This is a genomic window from Streptomyces griseus subsp. griseus (genome assembly GCF_000720255.1).
In the GTDB taxonomy this organism is placed as follows: Bacteria; Actinomycetota; Actinomycetes; order Streptomycetales; family Streptomycetaceae; genus Streptomyces; species Streptomyces griseus_I.
In genome coordinates this window covers 147,569-159,789 of sequence record NZ_JOJE01000009.1, presented here as the reverse complement: position 1 = coordinate 159,789, position 12,221 = coordinate 147,569, and the positions used below count along the sequence as shown (strand labels likewise).

The following is a 12,221-nucleotide window of genomic DNA, read 5'->3' as shown; positions in this document are numbered from 1 at the left end:
CCCGCACTTCGGTCGCGGACGGTGGTCAGGCCATCGTAGGCGGACCGCACCACAGCTGCCGAAGCCTGTGGATAACCCTTTGACCTGCGCTCTTGCCCAGCACCGTGCGTCACGCTAGGAGCAGACGGTCCCGGCGGCCGGAACCTTCCCCTCCAGCAGATAGCCGTCCACCGCGCCCTGCACGCACTTGTTGCCGCTGTCGTACGCGCCATGCCCCTGCCCCTTGTACGTCAGCTCGACCCCCACGCCCGGGCCGAGGGCGTCGACCATCTTCTTCGCGCCCTCGTACGGCGTGGCCGGGTCGCCGGTGTTGCCCACGACGAGGATCGGCGCCGATCCGGGCGCGCTGACGTCCGGGTGGTCGGCGGCGCCCCGCACGGCCCAGTCGGTGCAGCTGGTCAGGCCCCACGCCAGGTAGTCGCCGAAGAGCGCCGAGGCCGCCCGGAACTCGGGCAGCTTCCGCTGCACGTAGTTACTGTCGTAGCGCGGCCTGTCGTCGGCACAGTTGATGGACACGTTGGCGGCGGTGATGTTGCTGTACTCACGGTTCTCGCCGCGTCCGTTCATCGAGTCGGACAGCAGCATCAGGATCTTCCCGTCCCCGTCGTACGCCTGTTCAAGACCTTCGGTGAGGTACTTCCAGAACTCCTGGGAGTAGAGCGACTGGGCGATCCCGCTGATGGCGGCGCTCTGGGTCAGTTCACGGGGGAAGACGCCCGGGATGGGTCTGACGTCGAGGTCCTCGAGCAGCCGGGCGATACGGTTCTTCACGTCCTGTGGAGTGGCGCCGACCGGGCATTCCTCGGTCTGCGAGGTGCAGTTCTCGGCGAAGTTGTCGAGGGCCCGTTGGAATCCCCTGGCCTGCCCCAGTGAGCCCTGCTCGGGTGTCTGCGTCGGATCGACGACCGCGTCGAAGACGGCCCGGCCCACGGTCCGGGGAAACAGGTGGGCGTAGACGCCGCCGAGTTCGGTGCCGTAGGAGATGCCGAAGTAGTACAGCTTGTCGTCGCCGAGGACCTGGCGCATCAGGTCCATGTCGTGGGCCGCGTCGGTCGTGCGCACGTGCGGCAGCATCCCCTTCGAGTTGTCCTCGCAGGCCTCGTTGAACTCCTTGGTGCTGTCGAGGAACTCGGAGCGTTCCGTGGCGTCGTCGGGCGTCATGTCCTGCTGGAAGTAGGCGTCGAGCTGTGGGTCGTTCTCGCAGCGGACGGGGGCGCTGCGGCCGACCCCGCGCGGGTCGAAGCTGACCAGGTCGTAGCGGGTGCGCAAGGCCGCGTAGTCCTGGCCGAAGGCGTGCAGCGTGGTGACGCCGGAGCCGCCGGGCCCGCCGAAGTTGAACACCAGGGAGCCGATCCGCCGGCTCGCCTCGCCGCTCGCCTTCGCCCGGATCAGCGCGAGCCCGATGGTGTCGCCCTGCGGTTCGTCCCAGTCGAGGGGCACCCTGAGAGTGGCGCACTGCCACGGGTCGCCGTCCGGCAGGGGCGACGGGGCGGTGCCTCCGCCCTCCGCCTGGGACGGTGCCGGGCAGTCCTTCCAGCTCAGTTTCTGGGCCGACAGGTCCTCGTCACCCGCGTCGTCGCCGCAGGCCGCCGCCAGGGAGGACAGCAGGACGGCGACGGCTGTGAGGCCAGCGGTGCGCAGGCGGGAGGGCTTCGGCATGCAACCCATCCTGGGGTCGGGCCCGGCGCGGCGCGCGGGGCACGAGCCGTCCGAGGTAAGGCCGCCGTCGTCCTACAACGCGCCCTTGCGGGTCAACTGGTTGAAGGCCAGCCAGCCCGGCAGCACCGGGATCCACAGGGTGAGCAGCCGGAACAGCAGGACCGCGGGCGCCGCGACCTCCTTGGGAAGTCCGACGGCGATCAGACCGACTGTGAGGGTCGCCTCGACCGCGCCGACACCGCCCGGCGTCGGGGCGGCGGATCCGAGCGCGTTACCGGCGAGGAAGACGACGGCGACGCTGGCGATGCTGAGGTTGGTCGACTGGTCACCGAACGCGCGGATCGACGCGTCCAGGCACATCACGAAGCAGGCGGTGAGCAGCAGCATGCCGCCGATGCCGGTGATCAGCTTCTGCGGCCGCTGGAGCACGTCCAGCATGCGGGGTACGACACCGGCGAACAGCGACCGCACGCGCGTGACGACGAACTTCCGCAGGAACGGCACCGAGGTCACCACGAGCACCAGCACCGCCACGGTGAGCAGACCCGCGATGACGGTCCGGGACGGCGACAGCGACGGTGTCTTCTCGGTGCCGGTCAGGTAACCGAAGGACAGCAGCATGAGGATGTGACAGCCGAGCCCGAACAGTTGGGAGGCGCCCACGCTGGCCACCGCGAGCCCGGGCCGCACCCCCGCGCGCTGCAGGAAACGGGTGTTGAGGGCCACTCCACCGACCGCGGCCGGTGCGACGATCTTCACGAACGACCCGGCGACCTGCGCGGCCACCGTCCGCGGGAACGGCACGCGCTCCGGCACGAATCCCAGCAGGCTCATCGCCGCGGCGACATAGCTCAGCGCCGAGAACAGCACGGCCGCCGCGACCCAGCCCCACTCGGCGTTGGCGACGAGCGGACCGAACTCGATGTGGGTGAGCTGCGTCAGCAGGAAGTACGCGCCGATGGCGCCGGCGATGAAACTGATCAGAGTGCGGGGCCGCACCCGCTCCAGGCGGGCCGGCTCGACCGGGGCCTGCGGCCTGATCCGCAGCACCTCGTGCCGGATGAGCGTGAGCAGATCGTCCTCGCGCGCCTCCTCCAGGGCCTCGTCGATGGCCCGCTTCTCGGCGCGCGCCTCCGCCCGTACGGCCTTCTTGTCGGCCTTGTCTTTCACGGTCGCGGCCTCGTCGGCGCCGGCCGTCTCCAGGCGGGCCTGCTTGGCCTGCCGGGACGCCTCCAGCACCGCCTCGCGCTCGCGCTGGGCGCGTTCCCGGGCCAGTCTGCGCAGCGTCGCGCGCGTGGAGCGGCTGAGGGCGATGGGCTGCAGCATCGGGAGGCAGCCGGCCACGGCGTCCGGGCCGAGCACGGCCACCGCCGCATCCACGGCGCGCTCGGCACCCACCCGCAGGCCCAATGTCACCAGCAGTTGGGAGATGTCCATACGCAGCAGCAGGTCACCGGCCGCGATCTCGCCGACGCGCAGGTCGGTGAGGATCACCGTGCCGGAACGATCCACCAGGACCGCGTCACCCACCAGCCGGCGGTGCGCGATGCGCCGGGACTGCAGGGCCCGCACCTGGTGCCAGGTGTCCCGCAGCAGCTCGTCGGTGATCTCCTCGTCCGGCAGCGAGTCGAGGGTGCGGCCCCCCGTGTGCTCGTAGACGAGCATGACGGCGTCGGGGCCGAGTTCGGAGGTCGCGATCAGCTTGGGCGCGTTGGCGCCGGCCGCGATGGCCGCGTAGGCGAGCAGCGCCTCCTGCTCCAGGGCCTGGCGAAGCGACTGGAGGCTGCTGCGTGTGGCGAAGCCGCGCAGCGTCAGATTGCGCCACGCGCGGTAGAAGAAGCCCTGAGCCTGCTGCTCACGGTCGACCACCGTCACATCCAGTGGGGGGCCGTCCTCGAGGGTCACGAAGTAGCGGCGGCCGCGGTCGCCGGTCTCCGGGGTGTCCGACACCTCCTCGCGGGCCGCGCTCACCGGGTGGAAGCCGACGTGCCTGAGGCCCGCCATCAGCGTCCGTCCGGTGGGGCGGACGTTGGGCGAGCCGACCGCGTACAGCGTGCCGTAGGCCACGGTCCAGCCGATCAGCACCGTCAGGATGATCGAGAACGGTGTGGTGTAGCCGGTGACCAGCATGGAGAACGCGTCGAGGAGCAGCACGATCCACAGCACCGCGCGCCAGCGCGGCCTGCGTGACATGCCCACGGCCGTCATATACGCGATGACCGGGGCGAGATAGCCGTGCACCGGGTCGGTGAGGGCATGGATGTCGCCGGGGGAGGGCTGGGTGAGCGCTTCCTGGATCGAGTCGGGGGCGGCCTTGGCGACCCAGAGGTCGGTGGCCAGTGTCACACCGTGCGCGAGGACCGCCGCGAGGACGCCGTCCGCGATGCGCAGCCCGTCGCGTTTGATCAGCCGCTCGATGGCGAACGCGACCGGCACCAGCAGGATCGCGATGCTGGAGGCCAGCCCCGCGATCTTGATCAACAGGTCCGGGGCCTGCCCGGTGCCCTTGTTGATGTCCTGTTCCAGGCCCGAGGTGGTGCCGTGCGCGAAGGCGGCGATCCCGAGCAGCACGACGATCGCGAGGACACCGACCAGCAGCCGCATCAGGTCGGAGGGGCGGTGCACGCGCGCGGGGAGCAGCGGTTCGTCGCCCTCCACCTCGTCGGCGTGCACCTCGTCCACGAAGTCGGCCTCAGCCTGCTGCCCGGCGGTGGCGTTCGCCTCGGGGGCGCCCTGTCCGTCCGCCTCGGGCGGGTCAGGGCGTGACGCAGCGGCAGAGGTGCCCTCCGTGTCGTCGGAATGCGCACCCTGCTGCTTCATCGTCTCTTCTTGATCTCGAATCACCGATCACCGCCCGCACGATGGTGGCATGCTCCACCGACACACGGGGGCATCAGGGTGCAAACGCGGGGGCGCACAGTCTGCCCGAAGCACCGCTCCCGGGCGAGGCTCACGCACCGTCGCGGGCGCGTCACATTGTCGGTGGGGTGGGGCAGGATGGGTCGGATGAGCGAGCAGAGCCATCCGGACGAGGCCCGCGCGGAGCACACGGACGCGCTCCCCGAGTACGCCGAGCGCGTGCTCGACGTCGCCGAACTCATCCCGCCGGGCCGTGTCATGACGTACGGGGACGTCGCCGAGTGGCTGGAGGAGGGAGGGCCGCGCCAGGTCGGGCGGGTGATGGCCCTCTACGGAGGAGCCGTGCCGTGGTGGCGCGTGGTGCGCTCCGACGGAGTGCTCCTCCCTGGCCACGAGCTGCGGGCACTCGACCACTACCGCACGGAGGGCACGCCCCTGAAGGAGGCGAGCAGGGCCGCCGGGGGCCACCTGCCCCGCCTCGACATGCGGCGGGCGCGATGGGACGGCGGCGAACGCGCGACGGGTCACACCTGACAGCTTCCGCCATCGGACCCGGCCGGGGGGAGCCTGTGGTCCGTACGGGGGAACCGGGGGACGCCCGTGGCATGACGTACGTTCGTGAGGTGAGGGACTCGCGTGGCATACGTGCCCGATGGGACTGCCGAGAAGAAGGGGAAGCCCTGCTTCCGGTCCGCCCGTCGGCGTAGCGTCGGCTGCACGTGTCCCTCTCACCCCGCGGTCACCGCCCGCAGCACGCGGCGGCCCGCCCCCGGCGTTCGCGCCGGCAGCGTCAACCCCATGCACTCCCACCAGGACCGGCGAACCACGTGAGCTCCTCTTTCTCCACCAGGCGCCTGTCGCACCCCCAGGTGCGACAGGGGAACCGTGGCGCTTACCGACTGGTACGTACCCCTCCGGCCCGCATCGACCCCCCTCGTTTGGACGCCGCGCAGCGCGCCGTGGTTGACCACACCTCCGGCCCGCTGCTCGTCCTCGCAGGTCCGGGCACCGGCAAGACCACCACCCTCGTCGAGTCCGTGGCGGCCCGCGTGGCCCGCGGCGGCGACCCCGCACGGATCCTCGTGCTCACGTTCAGCCGCAGGGCGGCGGTGGAGCTGCGCGACCGCATGGCGCTGCGCACCGGAGCCACCCGCGCCCCCCGGGCGACCACCTTCCACTCGTTCTGCTACGCCCTGGTCCGAGCCCACCAGGACAGCGACCTCTTCGTGGAGCCGCTGCGCCTGCTCTCCGGCCCCGAGCAGGACGTGACCGTCCGCGAGCTGCTCGCCGGACAGCCCGACCTGGAACGGCTCGGCCTCGCACACACGCGCTGGCCGGACGAACTGCGCGCGTGCCTGACCACCCGCGGCTTCGCCGACGAGGTCCGCGCGGTCCTCGCCCGCAGCCGCGAACTGGGCCTGGGGCCGGACGCCCTGGATGCGTTCGCCCGCCGCACGGGCCGCCCCGACTGGCGTGCCGCGGCCGCCTTCCTCGCCGAGTACCTCGACGTGCTCGACCTGCAAGGGGTGCTCGACTACGCGGAACTGGTCCACCGAGCGGTCCTCCTCGCCCACCGCCCCGAGGTCGCCGAGCGGCTCGCCGCCCAGTACGACGCCGTCTTCGTGGACGAGTACCAGGACACCGACGCGGCCCAGGTACGGCTGCTGCACGCCCTGGCCGGCGGCGGCCGCACCCTGGTCGCCTTCGGCGACCCCGACCAGTCGATCTACGCCTTCCGGGGCGCCGACGTGAACGGCATCCTCGACTTCCCCGACGCCTTCCCGCGCGCGGACGGGCGGCCCGCCCCCGTCGAGGTGCTGCGCACCTCCCGCCGCTCGGGCGCCGCCCTGCTGGCCGCGACCAGGCTGCTCACCCAGCGCATGCCGCTGACCCGCCTGCCGGCCGACAAGGTGCGTGCCCACCGCGAGCTCGCTCCGGTACGCGACGGCGGAGGCGTGGAGGTCTACACGTACCCCACGCCCGGCACGGAGCTGGACAACATCGCCGACATTCTCCGCCGCGCCCACCTGGAGGACGGCGTCCCCTGGGGCGAGATGGCCGTCCTGGTGCGCGCCGGATCCCGCACGATACCGACCCTCCGCCGCGCCCTCACCGCGGCCGGCGTACCCCTCGACATCGACGGCGACGACCTGCCCCTGCGTCACGAACCGGCCGTGGCCCCCCTGCTGACGGCCCTGCGGGCGGTGGCAACGGCCGCGGTCACTCCCTCCGATGCGTCCACTGATCTCCCCGCGGATGAGTCGCGGCCGGACGCCTGCCGGCTCGACACCGAGACCGCCCTCACCCTGCTCGCCTCCCCCCTCGCCGGTATGGACGCGGCCGATCTGCGCCGCCTCGGGCGTGCCCTGCGGGAGGAGGAGCGCGCCGCGGGCAACCCGCTGCCGCCGCCCTCGGACGAACTGCTCGCGCGGGCGCTGGCCGAGCCGGAGCGCCTGGTCACGCACGACCCGACGTACGCGCGCGGCGCCCAGCGGCTCGGCGCCCTGCTCGCCAAGGCCCGTGAGCGCCTCGCCGGCGGTGGCACCGCCGAGGAGGCGCTCTGGGACCTGTGGGAGGGCACACCCTGGCCCGCGCGTCTGGAGCGGGCAGCCCGGCGCGGCGGCGCGGCCGGTCGCAACGCCGACCGCGACCTCGACGCCGTGTGCGCCCTCTTCGCGACGGCGGCGCGCGCGGAGGAGCGCGTCGGCGGCCGGGGCGCCCTGAACTTCCTGGAGGAGATCGGCTCCGAGGACATCGCCGCCGACACCCTCACCCGGCGTGCCGTGCGCCCCGACGCCGTCCGCCTGATGACCGCCCACCGCTCCAAGGGCCTTCAGTGGCGCCTGGTCGTCGTGGCGGGCGTCCAGGAGGGCCTGTGGCCGGACCTGCGCCGCCGCGGCTCCCTCCTGGAGGCCGACCGCATCGGCCGCGACGGACTCGCCGAACCGCTCACCCCGGGCGCGCTGCTCGCCGAGGAGCGCCGCCTGTTCTACGTCGCCGCCACGCGCGCGCGTGAACGCCTCGTCGTCACCGCAGTCAAGGCCCCCGCCGACGACGGCGACCAACCCTCCCGCTTCCTCACCGAACTCGGCGTCGAACCCAGGGACGTCACCGGCCGCCCCCGCCGCCCCCTGTCGGTGGCCGCGCTCGTCGCCGAGCTGCGCGCCACGACGGTCGACCCGCGCGCGTCCGACACCCTCAGGGAGGCGGCGGCACGGCGGCTGGCCAGACTCGCCGCCCTCGCCGACGAGGACGGGCGCCCGCTGGTGCCGTCCGCCCATCCCTACCGCTGGTGGGGCATGTTCGAACCGACCGAGAGCAAGGTGCCGCTGCGCAACCGCGACCAGCCCGTCGTCCTGTCCGGCAGCGCCCTCGACCAACTCGCCAACACCTGCGCCCTGCAATGGTTCCTGGGCCGCGAGGTCAAGGCCGACGCCCCCGCGACCGCGGCCCAGGGCTTCGGCAACGTGGTCCACGTCCTCGCCGACGAGGTCGCCTCCGGGCACACCCCTGCCGACCTCGCCGTCCTCATGGAGCGACTCGACTCCGTGTGGAACGCCCTCGCCTTCGACGCCCCGTGGAAGTCGCAACAGGAGAAGGAGCACGCGCGCGTAGCTCTCGAACGCTTCCTGCGCTGGCACGTCATGGACCGCGCGGGACGCACCCCGGTGGCGAGCGAGCGTGACTTCGACGTCACCCTCGAAGCCGGCGACTACGAGGTGCGCATCCGCGGCCAGATGGACCGTGTCGAGACGGACGGTGAGGGCCGTGCCTACGTCGTCGACTTCAAGACGGGCAAGCAGGCGGCGAGTTCCGCCGAGGTGGAACGCCATCCCCAGCTGGCCGTCTACCAGCTCGCGGTGCGCGAGGGAGCCGTCGACGACGCCTTCGACGGCGTACGCCCCGAACCGGGCGGCGCCGAACTCGTCCAGCTGCGGCAGGGCGCGGCGAAGCGGGACGGCGGCGAGACCCTGCCCAAGGTGCAGGCGCAGGACGCCCTCGACGGCGAGGCGGGTGAGTGGGTCGGCGATCTGCTGGCCACGGCCGCCGGGAAGGTGCTCGACGAACGGTTCGCGCCGACCACCGGCCAGCACTGCGCGCACTGCGCGTTCCGCGCCTCGTGCAGCGCCCGGCCCGAAGGGCGGCACGTGGTCGAGTGACGCGAGTGTCAGTGGTCGCCACTAGCCTCTCCGACATGTCCGCCCCCATCTCCGATCCCGAGCAGCTCAAGGAGCTCCTCGGGATTCCGTTCACCCCCGAGCAGACGGCGTGCATCGTCGCGCCCCCCGCTCCCCAGGTGATCGTGGCCGGTGCCGGGTCGGGCAAGACGACGGTGATGGCGGCACGCGTGGTGTGGCTGGTCGGCACCGGCCAGGTCGCCCCCGAGCAGGTCCTCGGCCTGACCTTCACCAACAAGGCCGCCGGCGAACTCGCCGAGCGCGTCCGCAAGGCGCTGGTCAGGGCGGGCGTCACCGACCCCGATGTCATCGACCCGGACAATCCTCCGGGCGAGCCGGTCATCTCCACGTACCACTCCTTCGCGGGCCGCCTGCTGACCGACCACGGCCTGCGCATCGGCCTGGAACCGACCTCCCGCCTGCTCGCCGACGCCACCCGCTTCCAGCTCGCCGCACGGGTACTGCGCGAGGCCCCCGGCCCCTACCCGGCGCTCACCCGCTCCTTCGCCGACCTGGTCAGTGACCTCCTCGCCCTCGACGCCGAGCTCGCCGAACACCTCGTACGACCCGAGGACCTGCGCGCGTACGACGCCGGCCTGCTCGCCGCACTCCAGAGCGTCAAGCTCACCAACGCCGACCTGCGCAAGGTCCCCGAGGCCGCCGCCGCACGCGGCGAACTCGCCGAGTTGGTAATCCGCTACCGGGCCGCCAAGCGCGAGCGCGACCTGCTCGACTTCGGCGACCAGATCGCCCTCTCCGCGCGGCTCGCGAGCCTGCCGGAGGTGGGCCGCGTCCTGCGCGACGAGTTCCGCGTGGTGCTCCTCGACGAGTACCAGGACACATCGGTCGCGCAACGCGTCCTGCTCGCGGGCCTGTTCGGCGCCGGCACCGGGCACCCGGTGACCGCCGTCGGCGACCCCTGCCAGGCGATCTACGGCTGGCGCGGCGCCTCCGTCGCCAACCTCGACGACTTCCCCGAGCACTTCGCGCACGCCGACGGCCGCCGCGCGTCCCGCCAGGCCCTCAGCGAGAACCGCCGCAGCGGTGGCCGCCTCCTCGACCTCGCCAACGGCCTCGCCGAACCCCTGCGCGCGATGCACGCGGGCGTGGAGGCCCTCCGCCCGGCCCCCGGCGCCGAACGCGACGGCATGGTGCGCTGCGCGCTGCTGCGCACTCACGCCGAGGAGATCGACTGGATCGCCGACTCCATCACCCACCTCGTGAACACCGGCAAGGCACCCGGCGAGATCGCCGTCCTGTGCCGCACGGCGACCGACTTCGCGGAGATCCAGGGAGCGCTCGTCGCCCGGGACGTCCCCGTCGAGGTGGTCGGCCTGTCGGGGCTGCTGCACCTGCCCGAGGTCGCCGACCTCGTCGCCGTCTGCGAGGTTCTCCAGGACCCCGGCGCCAACGCCTCCCTGGTCCGCCTGCTGACCGGCCCGCGCTGGCGCATCGGCCCCCGCGACCTCGCCCTCCTGGGGCGCCGAGCCCGGCTCCTCGTCGCCCACGCGCGCGCGGACGAGGGCGACGACCCCGACCGCCGGCTCGCCGAGGCCGTCGAGGGAGTCGACCCGGCGGAGGTGATCTCGCTCGCGGACGCCCTCGACACCTTCCTGGAAAGTCCGCTGGACGGCGCCGGGGACGACGACGGGCTGCCCTTCTCGCCGGACGCGCGCGTGCGGTTCGCCCGCCTCGCCGCCGAACTGCGCGATCTGCGCCGCTCGCTCTCCGACCCGCTGATGGACGTCCTGCACCGCGTCCTCGCCGTCACCGGCCTGGAGGTCGAACTGTCGGCGTCCCCGCACGCCCTGGCCGCCCGCCGCCGCGAGACCCTGTCGAACTTCCTCGACATCGCCGCCTCCTTCGCCGCCAACGAGAGCGAGGCGAGCCTGCTCGCCTTCCTCGGCTTCCTGCGCACCGCCGCCCAGTACGAGAAGGGCCTCGACAACGCCCTCCCCGGCGGCGAGAACACCGTCAAGGTGCTCACGGCGCACAGGTCCAAGGGCCTGGAGTGGGACGTCGTCGCCGTCCCCGGCCTGGTCACCGGCACCTTCCCCAGCGGTCAGGGCCGCGAGAAGTGGACCGCCCAGGCGAAAGTGCTGCCGCACGAACTGCGCGGCGACGCCGACACACTGCCCGAGGTCGGCGCGTGGGACTCGCGGGGCCTGAAGGCCTTCCACGAGGCGATGAAGGAGCACCAGCACACCGAGGAACTCCGCCTCGGCTACGTCACCTTCACCCGCCCCCGCTCCCTCCTGCTCGGCTCCGGTCACTGGTGGGGCCCCACCCAGAAGAAGCCCCGCGGCCCCTCCGACTTCCTGCTGGCCCTGTACCAGCACTGTGAGGCCGGTCACGGGGAGATCGAGGCCTGGGCGGAGGAACCCGAGGAGGGCGAGGAGAACCCGGCCCTGCACCGTGCGAGCGCCGACCAGGTCTGGCCCCTGCCCCTGGACGACACCGCACTGTCCCGCCGCCGCGCCGCAGCACAGACGGTCCTGGCCCACCTCGAGGACCTCTCCTTCGTGGAGGACGGCCACCTTCCGGCGACCCACGACCCGGACACCGACCACGATCCCGACTGGCCGCCCCCTCCGGAGGACGACGAGCCGCCGTACGACGAGGCGGACCCTTTCGACGAACCCGCCTACGTCGAGACCGACCCCTTCGACGACGACCCCTCCGACCGGGGGGCCCCGACCACGAGCCGCCCGAAGGTCCCGCACCAGGCGACGGCTCCCGAACTCCCGACCGGCCCGCGCCCGGCACGCGCCGCCCCCGCGCGGGCGCGCCTCACGCCGGAGGAAGCCCGCACCATCGACTCCTGGGACCGAGACCTCGACGCACTCGCCGGTGAGCTGCTGCGCGCCCGCCGGAGCGTCACCGACGTCCCCCTGCCGACCACGCTGACCGTGTCGCAGATGCTGCGCCTCGCCGCCGACCCGGACGGCTTCGCACAGGAACTCGCGCGCCCCATGCCGCGCCCTCCGCAACCCGCCGCCCGCCGGGGCACCCGCTTCCACGCCTGGGTCGAGGCCCGCTTCGAAGCACTGACGCTGCCCATGCTGGAGCCTGACGAGCTGCCTGGCAGCGAGGCCGAGATCACCGACGAGCGCGACCTGGAGGCGCTCAAGGACGCCTTCGAGCGCACCGAGTACGCCCACCGCACACCCCACCGTGTGGAAGCCCCCTTCCAGATCGAGATCGCCGGCCGCGTCGTACGGGGCCGTATCGACGCCGTGTACCAGTCGGGCGACGGCGCGTCGGCGACGTACGAGATCGTCGACTGGAAGACCAACCGCGGCCGCACCGCCGACCCGCTCCAGCTCGCCCTGTACCGCCTCGCCTGGGCCGAGCAGCGGGGCGTGCCACTGGAGTCGGTCACGGCCGCGTTCTTCTACGTCCGCGACGGTGAGGTCGTAAGGCCCGAGGGCATGCCGGACCGGGCCGCGCTGGAGCGGCTGCTCCTCGACGAGCAGCCGTGTGACGAACCGCCCAGCGAGGATGTCGGCCCGGGCCGATAGGCTC

The 12,221-nt window shown here is 72.8% G+C and carries 5 protein-coding genes; 3 read left to right on the top strand and 2 right to left on the bottom strand.

The genetic code is table 11. The annotated features are described in order from the left end of the window. Positions 1-114: 114 nt before the first annotated feature. Both IG99_RS15435 and IG99_RS15430 read right to left on the bottom strand, forming a co-directional pair. The gene (locus tag IG99_RS15435) at positions 115-1,659 is read right to left on the bottom strand and encodes an alpha/beta hydrolase (protein ID WP_037674226.1); all 1,545 of its coding nucleotides are present in this window, start codon (positions 1,657-1,659) and stop codon (positions 115-117) included. Between the two features lie 72 nt (positions 1,660-1,731). After that, on the bottom strand, positions 1,732-4,479 hold the full coding sequence (locus tag IG99_RS15430; protein ID WP_037674225.1) for a lysylphosphatidylglycerol synthase domain-containing protein: 2,748 nt from the start codon (positions 4,477-4,479) through the stop codon (positions 1,732-1,734). A gap of 186 nt (positions 4,480-4,665) precedes the next feature. Between IG99_RS15430 and IG99_RS15425 the strand changes: the two genes are divergently transcribed. The 3 genes from IG99_RS15425 (at position 4,666) to IG99_RS15415 (ending at position 12,217) form a co-directional block, all read left to right on the top strand. Further along, positions 4,666-5,052: an MGMT family protein gene (locus IG99_RS15425; RefSeq protein ID WP_037674224.1), complete on the top strand. Its 387-nt coding sequence runs from the start codon at positions 4,666-4,668 to the stop codon at positions 5,050-5,052. 293 nt (positions 5,053-5,345) lie between these two features. Beyond that, complete coding sequence (locus tag IG99_RS15420) at positions 5,346-8,678, top strand: ATP-dependent helicase (protein ID WP_078947724.1); 3,333 nt, start codon at positions 5,346-5,348, stop codon at positions 8,676-8,678. 35 nt (positions 8,679-8,713) lie between these two features. Continuing rightward, positions 8,714-12,217 carry an ATP-dependent DNA helicase gene (locus IG99_RS15415; protein ID WP_037674223.1) on the top strand — a complete coding sequence of 1,168 codons (3,504 nt, stop codon included), beginning with the start codon at positions 8,714-8,716 and terminating at the stop codon, positions 12,215-12,217. The last annotated feature ends 4 nt before the right edge of the window (positions 12,218-12,221 follow it).

What these genes read in the sequence shown, in the direction of transcription:
- IG99_RS15425 (WP_037674224.1), top strand. Translation starts at nt 4,666, where the DNA reads ATGAGCGAGCAGAGCCATCCGGACGAGGCCCGCGCGGAGCACACGGAC.
- IG99_RS15430 (WP_037674225.1), bottom strand. Translation starts at nt 4,479, where the DNA reads ATGAAGCAGCAGGGTGCGCATTCCGACGACACGGAGGGCACCTCTGCC.
- IG99_RS15435 (WP_037674226.1), bottom strand. Translation starts at nt 1,659, where the DNA reads ATGCCGAAGCCCTCCCGCCTGCGCACCGCTGGCCTCACAGCCGTCGCC.
- IG99_RS15415 (WP_037674223.1), top strand. Translation starts at nt 8,714, where the DNA reads ATGTCCGCCCCCATCTCCGATCCCGAGCAGCTCAAGGAGCTCCTCGGG.